Source organism: Paenibacillus forsythiae T98 (assembly GCF_000520735.1).
Lineage (GTDB): Bacteria > Bacillota > Bacilli > Paenibacillales > Paenibacillaceae > Paenibacillus_AQ > Paenibacillus_AQ forsythiae.
This window is the reverse complement of the sequence record NZ_ASSC01000605.1, coordinates 1-20,903: the sequence shown is the minus strand read 5'-3', so window position 1 is coordinate 20,903 and position 20,903 is coordinate 1. Positions and strand designations below refer to the sequence as shown.

General features: G+C 53.0%; 15 protein-coding genes and 1 pseudogene. 10 read left to right on the top strand and 6 right to left on the bottom strand.

The window, feature by feature from the left end:
- Together L692_RS0118885 and L692_RS0118880 are read right to left on the bottom strand one after the other, a co-directional pair.
- Nucleotides 1-163: helix-turn-helix domain-containing protein (locus tag L692_RS0118885; RefSeq protein WP_025701633.1), on the bottom strand; the 163-nt coding region annotated here is incomplete at its 3' end.
- Between the two features lie 190 nt (nt 164-353).
- On the bottom strand, nt 354-2,009 hold the full coding sequence (locus L692_RS0118880) for a PucR family transcriptional regulator (RefSeq protein ID WP_025701632.1): 1,656 nt from the start codon (nt 2,007-2,009) through the stop codon (nt 354-356).
- A gap of 272 nt (nt 2,010-2,281) precedes the next feature.
- On the opposite strand from L692_RS0118880, the gene L692_RS0118875 reads away from it, so the two are divergent.
- A complete protein-coding gene (locus tag L692_RS0118875; RefSeq protein ID WP_025701631.1) occupies nt 2,282-3,604 on the top strand; it encodes a cation:dicarboxylate symporter family transporter in 1,323 nt (440 codons plus the stop codon).
- Between the two features lie 82 nt (nt 3,605-3,686).
- On the opposite strand, the gene L692_RS0118870 is transcribed toward L692_RS0118875, so the two are convergent.
- On the bottom strand, nt 3,687-8,966 hold the full coding sequence (locus tag L692_RS0118870) for an S-layer homology domain-containing protein (RefSeq protein WP_084463263.1): 5,280 nt from the start codon (nt 8,964-8,966) through the stop codon (nt 3,687-3,689).
- A 342-nt stretch (nt 8,967-9,308) separates the two neighbouring features.
- On the opposite strand from L692_RS0118870, the gene gmd reads away from it, so the two are divergent.
- From gmd to nagA, 9 genes are all read left to right on the top strand, one after another.
- Complete coding sequence (gene gmd, locus L692_RS0118860; RefSeq protein WP_025701629.1) at nt 9,309-10,331, top strand: GDP-mannose 4,6-dehydratase; 1,023 nt, start codon at nt 9,309-9,311, stop codon at nt 10,329-10,331.
- An 83-nt stretch (nt 10,332-10,414) separates the two neighbouring features.
- Nucleotides 10,415-11,344, top strand: a complete 930-nt coding sequence (locus L692_RS0118855) for a GDP-L-fucose synthase family protein (protein WP_025701628.1) — start codon at nt 10,415-10,417, stop codon at nt 11,342-11,344.
- A 63-nt stretch (nt 11,345-11,407) separates the two neighbouring features.
- Nucleotides 11,408-12,487 (top strand): mannose-1-phosphate guanylyltransferase, encoded by a 1,080-nt coding sequence (locus tag L692_RS0118850; RefSeq protein ID WP_025701627.1) that lies wholly within the window; start codon nt 11,408-11,410, stop codon nt 12,485-12,487.
- 50 nt (nt 12,488-12,537) lie between these two features.
- Nucleotides 12,538-13,713, top strand: a complete 1,176-nt coding sequence (locus L692_RS0118845) for an O-fucosyltransferase family protein (RefSeq protein ID WP_025701626.1) — start codon at nt 12,538-12,540, stop codon at nt 13,711-13,713.
- 37 nt (nt 13,714-13,750) lie between these two features.
- Nucleotides 13,751-14,812 (top strand): O-fucosyltransferase family protein, encoded by a 1,062-nt coding sequence (locus tag L692_RS0118840; RefSeq protein WP_025701625.1) that lies wholly within the window; start codon nt 13,751-13,753, stop codon nt 14,810-14,812.
- The gene (locus tag L692_RS0118835; RefSeq protein WP_025701624.1) at nt 14,802-15,761 is read left to right on the top strand and encodes an O-fucosyltransferase family protein; all 960 of its coding nucleotides are present in this window, start codon (nt 14,802-14,804) and stop codon (nt 15,759-15,761) included. The genes L692_RS0118840 and L692_RS0118835 overlap by 11 nt, the downstream gene beginning before the upstream one ends.
- A gap of 197 nt (nt 15,762-15,958) precedes the next feature.
- Complete coding sequence (locus L692_RS0118830) at nt 15,959-16,837, top strand: MurR/RpiR family transcriptional regulator (protein ID WP_025701623.1); 879 nt, start codon at nt 15,959-15,961, stop codon at nt 16,835-16,837.
- A complete protein-coding gene (nagB, locus tag L692_RS0118825) occupies nt 16,838-17,566 on the top strand; it encodes a glucosamine-6-phosphate deaminase (RefSeq protein WP_025701622.1) in 729 nt (242 codons plus the stop codon).
- Nucleotides 17,554-18,741 carry an N-acetylglucosamine-6-phosphate deacetylase gene (gene nagA, locus L692_RS0118820; RefSeq protein WP_025701621.1) on the top strand — a complete coding sequence of 396 codons (1,188 nt, stop codon included), beginning with the start codon at nt 17,554-17,556 and terminating at the stop codon, nt 18,739-18,741. The genes nagB and nagA overlap by 13 nt, the downstream gene beginning before the upstream one ends.
- Nucleotides 18,742-18,811: 70 nt before the next feature.
- On the opposite strand, the gene L692_RS30750 is transcribed toward nagA, so the two are convergent.
- From L692_RS30750 to L692_RS33000, 3 genes and pseudogenes are all read right to left on the bottom strand, one after another.
- Entirely contained in the window at nt 18,812-19,693 is an 882-nt protein-coding gene (locus tag L692_RS30750) for a YhcN/YlaJ family sporulation lipoprotein (RefSeq protein WP_025701620.1), read from the bottom strand.
- A 100-nt stretch (nt 19,694-19,793) separates the two neighbouring features.
- Complete coding sequence (locus L692_RS0118810; RefSeq protein WP_025701619.1) at nt 19,794-20,516, bottom strand: glycosyltransferase; 723 nt, start codon at nt 20,514-20,516, stop codon at nt 19,794-19,796.
- Nucleotides 20,513-20,903 (bottom strand): annotated as a pseudogene (locus L692_RS33000) (hypothetical protein); the annotation flags it as partial. The gene L692_RS0118810 and the pseudogene L692_RS33000, both read right to left, overlap by 4 nt.

Sequence of the window (20,903 nt, the reverse complement as noted above, 5' to 3'; positions counted from 1 at the left end):
TCAATTTTTGCATAACGTTGGAGATGTGGTTGCGAACCGTCTTCTCGCTGATGAATAATAAGCCGGCGATATCGCGCGTCGTTTTATCCTGAACAAGAAGCTCGAATACTTCACGTTCACGATGCGTTAACAAAAATTTGCTGTGATGATCGTTCCCCTTCATGATGGTGTCACCCCTCCTTGCCCGGGATTGTTTGGTCTAACAAGGTAAAGGGATACAGTCAAATTTATAGTATGTATTGGGAATCTTAATGGTGCGGATGGTGCGGTGTGCCGGTCTAAAATGGGCAGAAGAACCTCCAGCCTCCTTGTTTCAGTTCAGAGGCCCGAAGGTTCTTCTTGTCAACGCTCCATCAATCGGCATCAATAAGCTGCTCCATAAGATAGGCGACCTTGAAGCGCAGATTGTCGCTGGTATTTCGAATTTTGCGGCCGGTGAGCTGCTCGCATTTCTCCAGACGGTAGACGACCGTATTGCGGTGCACGAACAGCTGCTTGGCGGTCTCGGCAATCTGGCAGTTGTTGTCATGGTAAGCAATCAACGTTCGCATCAGCTCCCGCCGTTCTTTTTCATCCAGCCGGTTCAGTTCTTTAAAGGTGTCGTCATAGTATTTCTTCAGTTCCTCTACGGGCAGCATTCGCAGCAGATCGGTCAGCTTCTTCACATGATAAAACTGGACAAAACGCCGCTTCTTGCTGCTGTGCGCCGTGTCCCACGCTTCGACCGCTTCCTTGTAGGTGACGGGAATATCCGTCAGCCGGTCAATCGGATTGCCGACCCCGAATGATACGGAAATGTTCTCCTGATGATAAAGATTGTCGCCGATCTCGGTCAGTTGTTCCCGCAGCATCCGTTCCGCATGCACAGGCGCGGTCTTGCCGCCGGAAATCGAAAGTATGAGCACGAACTGGTCCTTGTTGTTGAACAGCACAAACGAATGACCCCGCGACTGAAACGCATCCTTCAAAATTTCATACAGCTCTTCCCGCTTGGACAGCTGCTGTTCCACGGAAGAAGGCAGGGTAGATTCTCTTCGCGTCAAATCATCATCCTGCCGGATGACAATGCACAGCGAGGGCAGTTTCTCGGCCAATCCGTAACGCTTGCCGCGGTGAATCAATTCCTGCTCGGAGGTCATAAATCCGTTGACGATATCCGTGAACAGATCATTCTTATAGCGCCTGGACCGTTCCTTCACCGCCTGCTTCTTAAGCAGCTCGAAGCTGATGACGTTGGCCGCCTGTTCCATAATCATGACCGGAAGCTGTTGAAGCTCCACCGATTGTTGCAGAGTCAGCAGGAAGCCCTGCGGCTGGTACGTCATAATGGGATGCGCGGCGATATAACCCAGCCCGTCGGGGGCGGAATCCTTCAAGCAGCATACCGAGGTGCGCTCTTCATTCGGAAGCTGGCTTGCCAACTCGCGGATTTGCGGCAGCAGCTCCTGATAAGCCCGCTCCCGGAAATGCGGGGACGCCGAAATCAAATTCATCCTTTGATCCAGCAGGATAGCGGGGCTGTCCAGAAGCACCGCCAAATCGCGCACAATTTCGGGAATTCCCTGACCCTTTAGAATCAGGCTGGAGAATTGGCGGTGGCTTTGGAGCGCGTTGCGCAGTGTGTCGGTATGCTTGTCCAGGATCGCATCAATCGCCTGATTAATAAGATCGCCAAGCGATACATTAAGCGGCAGCTCGATCAGCGGGAACCCGACCTCATTGGCGACGGCGATTGCCTCCTGGGGGATTGAGGACCAGAAACGCTTCTTGATTCCGAGTCCGACACAACCGGCCGCCGATAGCTCTGGGATGAGCGCCACAAGCTCCTCGGGATGGTCCTTTAACGCATAAGCCGTTGTGATTAGAAGTTCGTCGGGCTTTACAAAATCAATAATATCCGGCGCATCCATCATATTGACGGAACAAACCGTCCGGCCCAGTCCCTGAAACCCGCATATTACCTTGGATTCCAGCAAAAACGGAATTTTCAGCAGATCTGCTAATATCATGGAACACTCACCCCTCCGTTGCTTTTTGGCAAATTCCTGCCATGCCATGTCCTAATTATACAACATTAACAAAAACAATGGCTATTTTTATTAAACCTGTATAATGTATTGCGGAACATAATTGATTATAATGAGTCAATAAAGAATACAAGCCAAGTCACAAAAAATAACACGAAAGGTGAGTGTCGAAAGAAAGACGGGCAGCGCAAAGTCAGCAGGCTTAATGTCAGATGGATGGCTGAAACAAAGTAATAATTAGGAGGATGACATACGTGAACAAGACAGCAGCTAAGGTGCGCCAGCCTTTTTATAAAGGCCTGTTTTTTCAAATCATGATGTCTATTGTGCTGGGTATCGCGGTTGGATATATTTGGCCGACTTTCGGAATCGCTTTGAAACCGCTCGGGGACGGGTTCATTAAACTCATCAAGATGATTATTTCCCCGCTTGTCTTCGTGGTCGTCGTGCTTGGCATTGCAAAGGTGGGGAATATCAAGACGGTCGGCCGGATCGGCGGCAAGGCGCTGCTATACTTCGAAGTCATTACGACAATCGCCCTGATTATCGGCATGCTTGTCGCGAACGTGATGAATCCGGGATCGGGGATGAATGTGAATCCGGACTCGCTGTCTACGGACGAGGTAAGCAAAGTAACCAAAAACTCCGAGCTGCCTCACGGGGCCCAATTCTTTATGAACATCATTCCGGACAGCGTGGTGTCGGCGTTCGCCACGAATACGATGCTGCAAGTGCTGCTCGTGTCCTGTCTCTTCGGTTTCGCTCTTGTGCGGGTCGGAGGCAAGACCTCTGAGGTCCTTATTGACCTGCTGGAGCATCTGAGCCATGTCATCTTTCAAATCATGGGCTTCATTATGAAGCTGACCGCAATTGCCACCTTTGGCGCGATGGCGTTCACGGTAAGCCAATATGGCATGCAGACGCTGCTTGCCTTCGGCAAGCTGTTCCTCGCCATGACGGTAGCTTGTCTGCTCTTCCTGCTCGTTCTGGAAGTGGTTATGCGCGTGTTTGTCGGAATCGGTCTGTGGAAGGCCATTATGCTTGTGCGTGAGGAAATTGTATTCTCATTTGCAACAGGCTCGACAGAGGCGGTTATGCCGCAAATTATGAGCAAGTTGGAAAAAGCGGGCTGCGACCGCTCGGTTGTCGGACTCGTCGTCCCGACGGGTTACTCCTTCAACCTCGACGGCGCCTCCATCTACCTGTCGCTGGCGCTCGTCTTCCTGGCGCAAGCAACGGGCGTAGAACTCAGCATATATGAGCAGCTCGTGCTTCTCGTCGTACTGCTGCTTACTTCCAAGGGAATGGCCGGTATTCCGGGCTCGGCGTTCGTCGCCTTGTCGGCTACGGCGGCAAGCACAGGCTCCATCCCGATCGCAGCCGTTGCGCTTATGCTCGCTCCTGACCGCATTATGGGCAACTTCCGTACGACGGTCAACATTATCGGCTATACCGTCGCCACCTTCGTTGTCGCCCGTTGGGAAGGACTGTTCAACAAGGAGCAGGCTCTGCTTGCCATGCGGAACAAGCCGCATGATTCTTCCGGCATGCCGGTAACCGTCCGGGCCAATGATTGATTCTGAAGATACGCACACACAAAGGGCCGCAGATTTGCTCATCTGCGGCCCTTTGCTCTGCCAGTCGTTGTCCGAAAGCAGCTTATTGAAGCTGATATAATCTGTAAATGAGCGCGGCAGCTTCCGCTTTGCTCGCAGTTTGGGCGGGACGGAAGGTCTTATCTTCAAATCCTTCAAACAACTGTGTGCTCTTGGTCAGAGCAACACCTGCCGCCGCCCACTTCGAAATCTTGTTGCTGTCGGTAAATGCCGCATTCACTGCTTCCGGCTGAGTGATTGTCTTCACTCCGTTATAGGCCCTGAGTGCGCGCGCCAGTATGGTTGCCATTTCCTCGCGGGTGATGGTTGCCTTGGGATCAAAGGCCGTACCCGATTTGCCATTAATGATTCCTGCGGCATATGCGGCCGCAATTTCATCATAATAAGAGTTATCGGCAGCCACATCTTTAAATGGCAGGGACAGGTTCTTGCCGTCCAGACCGTACGCTCTGGCAATCCAGGCAGAGAACTGTTGGCGTGTTACCTTGTCGGAAGGCAGGAACTCTTTGGTCTGATCCACAATGCCTTTGGCCAGCAGATAATTGATTTCCTTCACTGCCCAGTGGTTCTTCTTCACATCAGAGAAAGCGCCTGCTCCCAGCATGACGGTATACCGGCTAAAGTGGCCTCTCAGCGTACTTACGGTTTGTGTGACCGGATCATATTTTCCTCCAACTGCTTCCCATGTGAGACTCTTCTCATCCAGCACATACACGGTCAGATTCTCAAGGTTCGCTTCGGAGTATTTGGACGTATCGATGGACGAGACATCAAAGGTTACATTCACCGGCTTTGCGAAACTCTCGACAGCCTTGTCTCCGACAGATGCGCTGAATTCCATCACAGGTATGGTCGCAAGCGGTTCAGCCTGACTTGGCTTGTTCACCACAGCGTTCTGAACAACTTCAGCCGCCAAAGTGATCTTCTGGCCTGCTTCCACATTGCCGAAAGTATCCGGCTCAATGGTGAAAGCTGTCTGATCCATTTGAAGCTTCAGTCCGTCAATTCCGTTCTCTTTGACGAGGGCCAATACCTCCGACGGAAGCGAAGTATTCAGCTTATGGATACCTTCACCCGTTGACGGTGTCTTAACAGTCAGGGACAGCTTCAATTCATCAGCCAAGCCCGCACCGAGCTTGGTTGTCAGCTCCCGGGAAACAGCGGTCAGAGCCTGCTTGGTCGATTCGATTTGCTTGCTGACCAAATCTGCGCTCAAGCTGGAGGAAACGGCATTGCCCTCCACTTTCACATCTTCCTTGGCAATTGTCACTTCGCCGGCCTTGTTAATGGCCGCCTGGCTGGAGAATACCACTCCAACTTTCAATTGCTGGAGCGCTTCCGCCCCAACTCCTTGTGCGTTATTCAGAACTGCCGCCGCGTTCTGAATAAGTGCCTGCGTGAATTCAACTGCCTTCTCAGAGCTGTCCAAATGATTCAGCAAGTAAGGAGCATTGTCCACCAATGCACTGATGGAGTTAACAACCTTTTGCTTCTCCGCAGGGTCCTGAATCGTCTCGAGCAATTGGGAAGCGCTATTTAATGCCTGGGACAGACTTTTGCCGTTTTGCTCGGCCTGCTGAGGCGTTGCTACCGATTTAAGCGACTCGGCAATGCTCGTCAAGGCGCCTTGAGCCGCTGAAGCACGCTCCGCTGCCGTACCGGCTCCATCCTTCAGCAATTCTTGCAGCCTGGTATTCTGCTTGTCCACATTGTCGTTAACGGCCGGTGCTGGAGAAGCGGGCGCAGTAATCGGAGACTGGGGAGGAGTTAAACTTCCGTCATTCCCGTTGCCCGAATTAGTGTTGCCATTCCCCGAATCAGTGTTCCCGTTGCCCGGCTGCTGAACCGGACCGTTATCCAAATCTTCCCCCGGAGGATTCTGTCCTGGCTCGGCCACAACTCCTGCTGCCGACTCCAGCACAAATTTCTTATCCAGAGTGTAAGTTTGCCCGTCAATGGTCATCGAAGCCTTGATTACGTAAGTTCCGTCAGGCAGATAGCTGTAGACATTCAGCGGATAATACAAGGAATTCCCTTTATACAGTTCCTTCCCGGATTCATCCTGAATTTCGTAGGCAACGGATTCCGGATAGACATATTCATACCCTCTGCTCCAACCATTATGTGCCACCAGAATCCGCGGTTTCTTGATCTGTCCGATGCTGTTTCCGGCGGTGTCAACCAATCCCACCTCCAGCGTATTCTCACCGGCGGAACGAATCAGCTTGCCATCCTTTAGCCCAACAATATCCAGGCCGCGAATGGCCTGCGGGTCAAGCTGTGTGAACGTACCGGCTTTCAGCGTGCCCGCTGCGAAATGGATGTTATATTCATACTCGGCAGCTCCGGCGGACTGATTCACCTGAACCGTTACTTCTCCAGGAGTCAACTGAACCTGGGCTGCATCATAGGCGTAGCCTCTCAATGTCGATTGGCCCGGAGTCGTATATTCAACCGTATAAATGCTGCCTGATTCCGGCGCAAGCAGAGTCGCCAGTCCGGAAGGCGAATCATCGATTTCCAGCGTATTCTCGCCTTCACCAAAGACAACATCATCACGATAGACAAAGGTGTCGCCCCGGGTATGAGCCAATACGCTGTAAGTTCCCTTTGTCGCATAGAAATAATTCTCGGCAGCATCATTGCTGTCAATCACATAAGGAACATATTCTGCGCCGGCCTGTCCGCTGCGCACAACGGACAGCTCCTCCATATACTTCGTCAGATTAACCTTGCCGACCTCCTGAAGAGACTGTCTGGCATCCAGCACCAGCGAATATTCCTTGCCCGGCTCCGTACGGATCGAACCGTACATGTAGTACCCGTACTTGGATTCCACTCCCATGTAGCTGCGATTGTAGCGCATAAAGTCGACTCCGACCACAGAAGGAGACTGGACAACCAGAAATGCCTCATGATCGTCTGTGTTAATGAACTGGGATTGCTGGTCGTAGGAACCGTCGGCTCTCTTGATCACCGCATACACATACGCATAGTCCAGCGGAACGCCGCCGGCATAGCTTTCTCCCTCCGGCTTGTCCAGGCCCTTCACCCGGATCAAGGATTGCTTTTCCGGGTCTATGATCGCGATGGACACCGTCTTGGACAGATAACCGGACTTTTTGAACAGCAGTTCTCCGAAATAATAGCTGTACTCATCAGGGAGAGTCAAATTCCCCTGCTCATCGGTCACTCCTATTTCTTCTCCATAGCGCTGAACCTTTACTCCGGCCAGCGGCTGACCCTGGGCTCCTGTCACATGCTGACGCACAGTGACTGTTATTGTCTTCGCTTGATCCGTTGTCAGAAATGGCTTGTTCACCAGATCAACCATTTTGCCATCCTTGCCTCTGATCTCAACATCAAGCTCCTGCTTCGGTAGAACCTGGAGCTCCGTTTCGGCAAGCTGTTCTCCATAGACATATTGACCACTCTTATAGTAATAAGGGAAGAATTGAAGCTTGTAGGTGCCGGACTTGACCGGCTTCCAGTCCCGCTTATATATACGCTGCAGCTTTCCGTCTTCTCCATCCTCCGTAGTCCAGGACAAGCTGTTCTCTTCAATCGTCGTCCCGGCTTCGTCAACGATCCGAACCCTGTAGTTGCCGTTCAAATCAAGCACATGGTCATATTCATCTGTCATGGCTACCTTGTATTCAACGTTCTCGCCCAATACAATCTTGCTCCGCGCTTCAGGCTCATCGTAGTAGGAGGTTCCCGTAACATTCAGATCGATCTGCGCCTTGTAGGTGCTTCCTGCCTCGAACGTATAGTTATTCTCTACCGGATTGAAGAAGGATTCCAGAACGACCTCATTAGGATCATAGCTGTTCGCCGATGTGCTGTCAGGGGCCGTGACGGCCGTCAAACGGTGAATTTCCGCGCCCTTTGGCACGTACAGAGTTCCGCCCGCCGCCGGAAGTGAAGCTTTGATCTGGGTGTAGTTATACTTCTCGTTGAGATAGGATATCAGGACCTGTCCGCTGACTTGTCCCTGATCCGGCTCCTCAAGCTTCAGCGCGCTGTACCCGGTAGCGGCAGCGGCGGATTGGACAACGGTCGCCGGCTCAGTCGGAGTTACCTTGCTCCGGTAGACAATCTTGCCGTCATTTCCGGGAACACCGGCAATGGCCGTAAGATCATACTCTCTGTCCTTCTTCACGTATACGGCACTGGCGTTGATGTTCTGATAAATGCTCGAAGTATTAATTTGTTTATACTGGTTGTTAGGAGTAATGGAGAACGACTCTGCATTGACTGGACTCCCGTTCCATGTATATTGAAAGCTCAGGCGGCTGTAATCCTGGCCATCCTGTACAATCGTAGTATGAGTTCCATCTACAGAAGAATACAATGCCGCCTGGCTTGTCTGAAACAAGTAGATCTCGTTGTTCTCCGACTTGATAGAGGCAACGTAATCTCCTGACACAGAGCCTGTTCTTAGCGTCAGCACGTCGTAACCGGAAACGCCAATCCGGTCTACCACTCCACTCGGCCAACTTGAATTGCTCCCGCCTTGACGCATCAGCTTGCCCTGCGCATCAAGGTAGCGGATGCCCACCGTATAGGTTCCCGCCGGCTGAAGATCGGTTACATATAACGGCGCAGCCTCGTAAAGATCCGGACCCTGATTGACCGTGACAAACAGGACAGACTTATTCATCACAAAATTGGGATTACTGGAATTGTCCTTCAACTGCACCTGACCGGCTGCATCCGTAGTGAAGTTGTAATATGAATAATTACTTCTGACCGAGATCCCTTTGTTCGCCAGCGGCACCCCATCGCTCAGAATGGTAAGTCTGACCTGCTTGTCATCGCTGCGAATCTCGCCTGCGGGAGATATCTCGTATGTATCTGAATCCTTAGTTATCCGTTCAACAACAATCCGGACTTCTGATGAAGACGGAACCCGAATGGTCTGAGGCGGAGTGACAACCGTTCCTGCCTCACCCTGATACGCCGCCGTCAAAGAATATTCCGCTCCGGCCTCCAGCCCTTCGAAGGAAATATCGTTGAAATAGACGGAATATACAGAGTCTGCTGCCGATATGTGATCAATCTCGCCTTTTCGCTTCACCCTGCTGGCAATGATATCGCTGCCCTTGGCCAGAGAGAAGGAAACCTCATCCAGCGCTTCATAATCGGCATAGGTAACATCTACGACGCTGTTGACTGAAATCTTTTGCGTGCCATTTAGCGCCTGTTCTGTAGATATCACCGTTGCCTTCAGAGCAGCCGCAGATACCTCAAGCACACTTAATAGAGATAATATAACGACCAGAATCAATGAAACAGACCTTCTCAAACGTTTTGAATACATACTTCATCTCCTTTAAATATTCCTTGACTCCTCTTCCACCACGCCTAATTGCCTAATTGAAAATAAGGACTCCTTTCCTAGTAAAATCATCAAAATAGCCAGATATATGTCGCATATTACCTAGACTTGCCGATCTATGTCAATAAATTCTTTTACAAAAGACAGGAAAATACTGTTCTCTATCACCAAAATAGATATTTTGTCACATATAAGGCGAAGCATTGAAATGAATGATGGCTCCGATGTTTGTGAAAACCTGCAATCCGCGTACAGTTCACCCATACCGCCTCCTAACCTTGTTCATATACATAGACCATACCAAGAAAAGGGGATGAATCTCTCTTGAAAAAAGCCTTCATTACCGGTGTGACAGGTCAGGACGGTTCTTATCTGGCCGAGCTTTTACTGGGCAAAGGTTACGAAGTACACGGGACGGTCCGTAGAAGCAGCTCAATCAATACGGAAAGAATCGATCATCTCCTGGGCAATCCGTCCGGAGACCGGCCGGATTTCGTCTTGCATTATGGCGATCTTGCGGACCCCGGAGGATTAACCAGGCTGATCAGCAAAATCGAGCCTTCCGAAGTTTACAACCTGGGCGCGCAGAGTCACGTCAGAGTATCCTTCGATATTCCGGAATTCACGGGGGATGTGGACGCGCTCGGATCGCTGCGCCTTCTGGAGAGCATTCGCGAGGTAAACCCCGCCATCCGGTTCTATCAGGCATCGTCCAGCGAATTGTACGGCCTCGTCCAGGAAGTGCCGCAAAGTGAAAAAACCCCGTTTTATCCCCGGAGCCCTTATGCCGTCGCCAAGCTGTACGCTTACTGGATCACCGTTAACTATCGCGAGGCCTATAATCTGTATGCCTGCAACGGCGTCCTCTTTAACCATGAATCGCCGCGCCGGGGCAGGACTTTCGTCACCCGCAAGATTACAACCGGCCTCGCCGACATTCTAAGCGGCAAGCAGGAGCGTCTTGTCCTCGGCAATCTGGACGCCAAACGGGATTGGGGCTTTGCCGGCGACTATGTGGAGGCGATGTGGCTGCTGCTCCAACAGGATCACCCGGAAGACTATGTTATCGCTACGGGTGAAACTCATACCGTAAGAGAATTCTGTGAGCTTGCCTTCCAGCATGCCGGCATTACGCTTAAGTGGACAGGGGAAGGCCTGGACGAACAAGGTATCGATGCGGCCACGGGACGCGTGCTGATCACGATCGATGAGAAGTACTTCCGACCAAGCGAGGTCGATCTGCTGCTCGGCGATCCGACCAAAGCGAAGACCAAGCTGGGCTGGCAGCCCAAGGTGTCCTTCAAGGAGCTTGTCGAAATGATGGTCAAGAGCGATCAGGGCTGCTGATCGCCGCTCTTTCGCGCATAATGCCGTTTCACTTTGTCAAAGCTTTGGCTTATTTCATCATTCGAGAAGGGAGTGTTAGTGGCTTGGAGAAGAACAGCCGCATTTACGTAGCGGGACATAAAGGTCTTGTCGGCTCTGCTCTTGTCAGAAACCTGAAGGAGAAGGGATACAGGAATATTATTGGTAAAACGCAGCAGGAGCTTGATCTGACAAACCAGGCAGCGGTGGAACGCTTTTTTGAGGAGTCGGACATCGACTATGTGTTTTTGGCGGCCGCCAAAGTGGGCGGGATCGTGGCGAACAACACCTATCCCGCAGATTATATTATGGAAAATGAACTGATCCAATGCAACGTCATACGCAGCGCATTCAAGAATCAGGTCAAGAAGCTGATTTTTCTGGGCAGCTCCTGCATCTATCCCAAGCTCTGCCCTCAGCCCATCAAGGAGGAGTACCTCCTTACCGGTCCGCTGGAAACGACGAATGAAGCCTACGCGCTGGCCAAAATATCAGGAATCAAAATGTGCCAATATTATAATCGCCAGTATGGAACCAATTTTATCAGCGTGATGCCTACCAATCTGTACGGTCCGAATGACAACTTCGACCTCAACAACTCGCACGTTATTCCTGCCATGATCGCCAAGATCGATGCCGCCAAATCGTTAAATCAGCCCAGCGTAACGCTATGGGGCACGGGCAAGCCCCGCCGGGAGTTTCTGTATGTCGATGACATGGCCGACGCCTGCGTGTTCCTGATGGAGCATTACGACGGAGCTGAATACCTGAATATCGGTTCAGGCGAAGACCTGACGATCCGCGAACTGGCGGAAATGGTGAAATCTGTTGTCGGTTACGACGGCGAGCTGTTGTTTGATGCCGGCAAGCCGGATGGAACACCGCGCAAGCTGCTGGATGTCACCAGGCTGGAGAAGCTGGGCTGGAAGGCGAAGACCGGTTTGAAGGAAGGGCTTGAAGCAGCCTACCGCTACTATCAGGACCACATCAAATGACTTGCTGAAGCGGCGGCCATCGCTCTCTCAGATCTCGACATCGGGAAGGGTGAGTAAATATAAATGGATAAATATGCGGTTGTCATGGCCGGCGGCGCCGGACTGCGGCTGTGGCCCCTGTCCAGGGAACACAAGCCCAAGCAGTTCATCAGCGTCGGAGGAACGAACAGCATGCTTGAGCAGACCCTTGAGCGCATTACCGAGCTGATACCGCCGGACAAATGCTATGTCATCACTAATAAAAATTACGCGGAGATCACCAGAGAAGTGCTTAAAAATCTCATCCCCCCGCAAAATATTATACTTGAGCCTCTCCGCAAAAATACCGGAGCCTGCATATCCTATGCGGCCTTATGGCTGGAACGCCGGTTTCAAGGCTGCCCGGTCTGCTTCATCCCGGCTGACAGCTATGTTCACAACAAGCATGAATACCTTAAAGCGATCCACCAGGCGTACAGGGAGAGCATCTACAGCTCCGCTCTGACCATTATCGGCGTCAATCCGACCTACCCGGCCACAGGCTACGGGTATATCAAGATTGATCCGGGCGCGCATACCGATCCCAAACCCAAGGTATCCCCGGTTCAGCAGTTCAAAGAGAAGCCCGACACCGCCACTGCCCGCACCTACGTAGAATCCGGGCAGTATCTGTGGAACAGCGGCATGGTCGCAGGCAATCTGCAGGCCTTCAAGAGCGGCATTCAGCAGCATATGCCAGAGCACTTCAATATCCTGTCGGCAGCGCTGGACCAGATCGGCTCCCCGGACTTCGATTCCGTGATAGAGGAGGCTTTCAGCCAGCTGCCCGACATATCCTTCGATAATGGAATGCTGGAGAAGAGCAGCGGCCTCAAAGCGATTAAGGGCTACTTCGACTGGGATGATATCGGGAGTCTGGACGCGCTCGGAAAATTGATGGACCACGATGACAGCGGCAATGCCGTCAGCGGCAGCTACGCCGGGATGGATACGCATGATTCGGTGATATTCAGCAGCGATATCCTTGTAACTTCCATCGGTCTTTCGAATATGATGATTATCAAGACCCAAGATGTTTTACTGGTCTGTCCCAAAGAGCGGGCTCAGGATGTCAAGGCGCTCGTCCAATTGTTGAAACGTACCGGATACGGGGAGCGGACATGAAATACCGCCGCTTCGTTGATGTAAAGGAAACGCGGAGGTGACTCAGAAATATGAACCGGGCACGCTTTATGCTAATCAGAGGTTACAGCCACAGTATTTGGATGGATATACGCCAGCTTCTGGAACAGCTTCTCGTCGCAGAACTCTGCGGCAGAGTTCCGGTAGTGCATTGGGGCAGCAACAGCTTTTATAACGGGAAGGTGTATACCAACGCTTTCGATATGTATTTTGAGCCGGTGTCCAATTATGTCATCGAAGACTTGATGGAACCGGGCTACAGCTTCTTTCCATCCGTTTGGCAGTATGACAATCTGCTGATGCCTGATCCCGGGCAGGTCTCGCTGACCGAGCGGAGCATCGGGGAAATGCTGGAGAGCGATGCCGATGTCGTGGTATGCGACACGTATCCGAACAAAATGTCCGCCCTCTCTCTTGTCGGGGAGGACCACCCCTTGTACGGAATGGATGCGATGCAGGCGTACCGATTCTTGATGCGCAAATATTTGAAGCTCAAGCCGGATCTGATTAACAAGATCATGAAGTTTTTTTATACGAAATCCCTGCATGAAGGACCTGTGCTGGCTGTTCATGTCCGCGAGAACTTTACCATTAATGCACTTGAGAACAATATGAACCATCGCTATCATGGCAAAGTGTATAAAATGAAAAACCCGCCGGAGATGAACACCAACGATACGCTTAAGCTTCACCAGATTTACCGGATTCATAAAGTGAACAAGCGGGAATCGTCAAACAAAGTCTATCACAAGGAAATCGAGTTTATGCTCGGCAAATTCAACATCCAGAAGATTTTTCTGTTCACGGACTGTACGGAAATTCTGGATGAATACAAGGAGCGGTATGGACCGATGCTTGTGTACACGGATGCGCTCCGGCATTCCTCAAGCGACGTCGAGACTCCGTATCTCGAAACGCATATGCACCGCCGGCAAAACGGTATAGACGCCATATTGGACGCCTATATTGCCGCGAATTGCAACTTCTTCATCGGCAATGGCTATTCGAATATGTCGCAAGCCGTCACGTATCTTAGAGACTGGGCCGATACCAATATCAAATTGATGTACTGGGTGCCGGAAGATTCGGGCCTGGCCAATTATGCGGTAACTGACTCCATCGTGTATCCCTCCAACAAATATGTGGGTAAATTCAAGCAGATCGCCTATAGCACATCACGTACATGGAAGAGGCTGAAGGATCGTTAATTCATCTAAACCACTGGATTGGAGGTGCTCCGGACGGATGCACCAACAGAAATTCTTGCTTATTAAGACGTGGGGGTGGGGCTTTTGGTCGGATATGGACCATTTGACTGGCCAACTGCTTGTCGCCGAGCTGACGAAACGGATACCGGTGGTGTATTGGGGACCGCACAGCTTATACAGTGAATATATCGATACGAACGCCTTTGAATTGTATTACGAGCCTGTCTCCTCCTACACGATTGATGACGTACTGAAGCCTGAACACACCTTCTTTCCGCCGATCTGGAATGCGAGCAACGCGCTGGTAGAGGATCTGGATAAGACAGCGCGGCTTCACCGCGGCATAGGGGAACTGATGGCCAGCAAGGCGGATGTGGCCGTCAGCGACGTTCATTTCTTCTCCAGGCCGCTGCTGAGGTTTATTCCGAAGAGTCATTGGGCGTACGGAATGACCGGAGTGCAGATCTACCGTGAGCTGATCCGGAAGTATTTGCGCCTCAAGCCCGATGTTGAAGCGGAAATCAACGATTTTTACAACACACACCTGAAGGATCACCATCCGCTCCTTGGCGTCCATATCCGGGCCAGCGACAAAGTGCGCGAGGTGGAGAACCTTCAGCAGCTCAACAAGAAGTACGACGGGGAGATCCGGAAGATATTAAAGGAAGGGAACATCGGAAAATTATTCCTGATCACGGATTGCGATGATGCGATTGATGACTTCAACAAGCGCTACGGTTCCATCGTCGTATACACCGACTGCGTAAGAGCTCCCCGCAACTCCGTTACCGAGGCCCCCCATCTGCAGAACTTTATCGTAAAAAGAAGAAAAGGCATTGAGATCATCAAGGATACGTATCTTGCCACCAAATGCGATTATTTTATCGGCAACGGCTATTCCAATGTTTCATTCTTCGTCAACCGGCTGAAGGATTGGCCGGAGAGCCACATCAAGCTGTTCTACAGAACGCTCAAGCAAGACAAGAAGAATACCCGGAAAAGAGCAAGAGCCGAATTGGCCACCAAACATCATCGGGCCAAGCTGCGCCAAGCTCATTATCCAAGTCTGTACGGAGGTGATAACCAGCATGAGCAGTGACCGATTTCTCCTGATCAAGCCGTGGGGGTACAGTATTTGGGCGGATGTGGATCATGTCGTGGGGCAGCTGCTGGTTGCAGAGATTACGGGCCGGACACCGATTGTCTACTGGGGCATGGACAGTCTGTATTCCGAGTCAGTAACACAAAATTCGTTCGAGCTGTTCTTCGAGCCCATCAATGAGCATATGCCCCATGAAGCCGTCCGGTCCGATTATACGTACTACCCGCCCATCTGGAAAAGTCATACCGTTCTGATGGAAGACCCGGATAGATTGAAATGGACACACCGGGAGTTAGAGGACATGATCGCTACCGACGCCAACGTGCTGGTCAGCGATGTATATTACCATGTCAGCGCCATTGTGCCCTGGATTCCCGAGCGCCATCCTTTATACGGCAAAACACCGCATCAATTATACCGCTATCTGTTCGACAAATACATTAAAATCCAACCCGGTATTATTGAAGAAGCCAAGCAATTTGTCTATGCGAATCCGCAGTTCCGTGATGAAAAACCAATCCTTGGCGTGCATATCCGGGCCAACGGCCTCGTCAGTGAAATTGGGCAGATTTATAATCTCAACGATTTCTACCATCCGAATATATGGAGTTTCATGAGCAACTTCGAATGCCGTCACATGTTCCTCATCACCGACCATTACAAGTTCGTCCGCCAATTCCAGAAAATATATGACAAGTACGAAACGTTAATTGTGAGCGACAGCCGAAAAGCATTCTTCAAAGGCAGAGTTCATCCGAACCGGTCCAACTATCCCAACAAGCGCCATAAAGGAATTGAACTCATTAAGGACACCTCGGACATTATTAAAGATACGTATCTTGCCGTACAATGCGACTATTTCATTGGCAATGGCTATTCGAGCTTGTCGAATACGGTGCTCAGGATGAAGGATTGGCCGGAGAAAAATATCAAGCTGCTGTATTGAACGAGGGAAAGAGCGCAGCCTACATTGACCGTTTGCCGGCATAACGCCGGTGGAGCGGTCTTTTGTTTTTTTCTGAAAAAGCGGCCCTTGCATCTCCCAAGGTTTTGCTTTATTCTATTTATGAAAATAATTTTCTTTATTTTATATAAAATAATAAAAATAATTTCAAAAATCGTATTGGAATACGAGGTGGGCTGATGACTCCAATTCTGCATGCGCTGGAGCAAGAGAAATCCAAGCTATCCCAAATGGAGCGCAGGCTCGCGGAGCGGATTCTGTCCTCCCCCGGCGAGATTGTCCATATGGGCATCACAGAGCTGGCTGTGCAATGCGGTATCAGCGCCGCGACGATCACACGCTTCTGCAAGGTGTTTCACTTCAAGGGCTTCCCCGATTTCAAGGTGAAGCTGGCGGCCGAAATCGCCCACGGCGATGCAATCCCACCGGAAGGCGGCTCCACTTATCAGGACATTATGGCCGGCAATCCGCTGCCAGTCATCGTGGAGGCCATGCAGGCGAATCACCTTGCCTCCATCCGCGACACGACGGCCCTCCTGGACATAAGGAAGCTTGAGCAGACGGTGGATTTGCTCTGCGGCGCCCGGCGGGTCGATCTGTACGGGATGGCCACCTCGTCGATTGTCGCTCAGGATTTCTATCAGAAGCTGATCCGGATCGGCGTGAACTGCACCGCCTTTGCCGATTCGCACATGCAGATTACTTCGGCCTCCTCCCTTGCGGAGGGGGATGTCGCCTTTGCCATTTCGTACTCCGGGGAAACGCCCGAAACGATCGACGCGCTCGTCTGCGCGAAGAACAGCGGCGCGTCCACCATCTCGCTTACCTCCTATGGAAGCAGCTCGCTTGCCTCGCTCAGCGGGATTTCGCTCTTCTCCTCCTCTCTTGAACAAGGGATGCGCAGGGGAGACATGGCGTCGCGAATCGCCCAGCTTCACATTATTGATATTTTATTTACCGGGATGGTCAGCAAAAGGTTTGGAGAATACATTCCGAAGCTGGAGCAATCCTACAGGAACGTCCGGCAGTTCCGTCACAAACGGGGAGGTACTGAATAAATGAACATTTTCAAGTTTACAAATGACGAAGACTTCGTGCAGACCGGGGCCAACCTGGTCGCCAGCCTGCTGCACAGCAATCCGAAGGCCGTGCTCGGTCTCGCCACCGGCAGTTCGCCCATCGGGGTATATGAACGGCTGGTGCAAATGCACCGCAAAGGCCTGGTCAGCTTCTCAAAAGCATCATCCTACAATCTTGACGAATATGTGGGGCTGCCGGTAGAGCATCCGGAAAGCTACCGCAGCTTCATGAACAAGCATCTGTTCGACCATGTCGACATCGACCTCTCCCGCACCCATGTGCCAAACGGCAACGCCAAAGATCTGGAAGCCGAGTGCCTGGCCTATGACCGGATGCTGGAAAGTGAAGGGCCTGTCGATTTGCAAATTCTCGGCATCGGCAGCAACGGGCATATCGGCTTTAACGAACCGGACGCCAGCCTGAGCAGCGGAACCCATGTTGTTGATCTGCTGCCGGAGACGCGGGAGGCGAATGCGCGCTTCTTCCCTTCCATCGCCGATGTTCCCCGGCAGGCGATTACGATGGGCGTCGGCAGTATCCTGAAGGCGCGGCAAATTCTGCTGCTCGTTCGCGGCGCGGAGAAGGCCGAGGCGATCCGAAACGCGGTGAAGGGGCCGATTACTACGCAGTGCCCCGCCTCCTTGCTCCAGAGCCATCCGAATGTCGTCGTACTGCTGGATGAAGGAGCGGGACAATGGCTGGACTAGGCGCGGACAATAAGCAGCTGCTATACGGCAGGGTGCTGACTCCCGAGGGAGTCAGCGAAGACGGGGTTATCGCCGCAGCGGACGGCAAGATCGTCTACGCCGGCGATGCCAATGGACTGCCCGCTTCCTGCTCAGGCTGGCCGGAAGGCGTCCGGGAACGCGAAGGTCTGCTTATTCCCGGATTTGTCGATGTTCATGTCCACGGGGGCGCCGGATATGACTTTATGTACGCCAGCGCCGAAGCGATCACGGAGATTGCCGGATTTCATGCCGCCAACGGAACAACGACGATGCTCGCGACGACGATGACCGCCTCCAAAGAGGCGATCGACCGTGTGCTTGGCGAGGTTAGCGCCTACCGCTCCGGGGAGATGCCTTACGCGCAGGTGGCGGGGGTTCATCTGGAAGGGCCGTTCATCAGCCCGAGCTGGCCGGGCGCCCAGAACCCCGAGCATATTGTTCCGCCCAGCATCCTCTGGCTGGAGGAATGGGAGCGCAGCTATCCCGGCCTGATCCGCCAGGTTACGCTTGCTCCCGAGCGGGAAGGCGCGACGGAAGCCATATCCTGGCTGCGCGGACGCGGGATTACGGCCGCTCTCGGCCATACCGACGCCGCTTACGAGCAGGTTATCGCCGCTGCTGACGCAGGTCTTAACCAGGCGGTGCATACGTTCAACCAGATGACCCCGCTGCATCACCGCAAGCCCGGAGCGGCCGGAGCGGTGATGTCCGACAAGCGGATTCGGGCAGAGGTTATCGCGGACGGCATTCACGTTCATCCCGCGGCGATTTCCATTCTGGCGCGGCTTAAAGGCCCGGAGGGCTTGATTCTGATTACCGACGCCATGTCGGCCGCTGGCCTCAGCGACGGAGAGTATGCCATCGGCGATCTGCCGGTAAGTGTGCAGAGCGGTGTTGCCCGCCTTCGGGACAACCCGGCTGCGCTTGCCGGAAGCACGCTCACCATGATCAAGGGCTTCCGCTATCTTGTACAGGAGGCCGGTCTGAGTCTTGAGGATGCCTCCCGGGCCGCAAGCCTGAATCCGGCGGTATCGCTCAGTATGGAGGACACCATCGGTTCGCTGGAAGCCGGCAAGCGGGCGGACATTCTGCTGCTTGACGCCGGGCTTGAGCTTCGCGGGGTATGGATCGGCGGACGCTGCCAGAAGCTCTAGCCCTATCTATGTACACGGCATAAACGCAGAGGTTCATTCCTCCAAGGAAGAACCTCTGCGTTTTGCTGTATTATCGGTTCATATTATCCCCGATGCGTGCCGGAAACATGCGCTCCGCCATCACCCGGAATTCATTCACAAAGCCTTGCAGCGGCTGGCCGCTGCGTGCCTGATCAGCATAGCTGTTAACCCGTTGAACGAAATCGGGATTGGCCGAAACGTATACCCGGTCGATACCCGGCGCGTCCTTCTTGATCATGTCGGCAATCTTCGTCTTCACTTCTTTGGACAGCATATCCTCGGCGTTCGCCGCTCCGGTTCCCGTGGTCACCCCGCCGTTGCCGAACATTCCTCCGCGTCCTGGCGCGCCGGTCATTGTACCCGTACCCGTCAGGTTTCTGCCATTATCAGGAGCAATTCCAGTCATGCCGGTTCCCGGGGACAGAGCACCACCGTTGATGCCGTAACCGTTATCGGCGGGAGTTCCCGTTATTCCGGTTCCCCGGGCCTGGTACGGAGTACCGACTCCAGTGCCGTAGCCGGTGCCGTTACCTGTTCCGTAGCCCATGCTGCCCGGCGTCATGTTCGTTCCGGGGACACCGCCGCGGTCTGCGCGAACGCCTCCCGTCACATTATTTTCCAGCGTTACGGCTGCATAAGCGCTGCGGCCTGCGGTAAGCACATTGGCAGTGCGCACTTCCTTCAAGGCAGCGACGCGATCAGCCAGCTGCTGGTTCATATCCAGCCTGTCGATCGTATGCCCCTCCCGGGCCGAATTAACATTCAAGCGGCCATCGTTTACACCCCTTACACCGTCATTCACGCGGCCATCCTGTACGCTCCGTACGCCATAATTCCCCGCCGCATTCTGATTGCCTGCGCAGCCCGCAATCCCGACCATCCCTACCAGCAGGGCGGCGGAGACGGACATGCCGATTCTTGATCGCAACATGCGTTCACCCTCCACTCGTTATGATTGCTGTGTAACAAGTGTTAGGATGGCTTCGCGGCGGGCGGGCTATGCTGAAAGGATTTGGCATCCCTCGACTCTTCTATCCTCCCAGGGAAGCGATCAGTCTGCGCAGCGGCGCGCTGTAGCGCTCTTTCGTCGCGGACACTTCAGCCATAATCTGACGGTGATGCCTGATGGTGCCCATGCCTTCATGACGCCGGTAGCCGGTTAAAGCTTGATTCAGCATCACGGGCGGATATCCGTTCAGAACCGCGCGCAACCACAAATCGTAATCATGCGTGAAGGGAAGCGATTCATTGAACAAGCCGATGGCGCCGAACAATTCATTCTTGATCATAACCGTGCAGCCGTTTACCGGATTGCCCTGGAGGAAGCAGCGCAGGTAATCAAGATGGTTGTCGAACACGGCTCCGGCGTTGAGCTGTACAAGCTGGGATGCGGCATTGATGTAATTGAAGTTGGTGCAGGAAATCAGCAGACGGTTGTGCTCCATGAACAGGGCCTGATTTCTTATTTTGTCGTGGTAAAAGACATCGTCCGAGCTGAGCCAGGCGACATAGTCGCCCGTGGCGTTCAGAATGCCGTGGTTCAGCGCAGAAGCGGTGCCTCCATTCGCTTTGCCCAGATAATGAATATGAGGATGGGAAAGGTACGGGGCGATTCTGTCACTGTGCAGGGTAGAGCCGTCGTTGACGACAATGATCTCATAAGGAGCCTGGGACTGCGACAGCGCGCTCTGGAGCGCCTGATCAATATAAGGACAATTGTAAAACGGAATAATGACCGACACTTTCGCGTTCATGGGGATGCTCCTTTCTGGTTGCTGCTGCGGTAATATTCCAGAATGTCGGCAAGCGAACGCTCCAGTTCCACTTCAGGGCGCCAGTTCAAGACGGAAGCGTGCACAGTGGGGTAGACGGCCTCCGCCTGACTGTCCGGCGCGCCCCGGGTGAAGGCGTCCGCCCGCTTCGGCTCCGCATCCGAGGCGGGGGCGCTCTCTGCGCCTTGACCGGGCGGCGGTCCCCAATGCACCGGCACAGCCGCCCGGGTCAGGCGCAGCATGCGCTCCGCAACCTCGCCCAGGCGGCGCGGCCTTCCCGAATCGATCCGGTACACGATGCCCGGCTCTCCCCGCTTCAGTATGCAGTCGTAGGCGCGGACGGCGTCCCGCACATCAAGAAAATCCCGC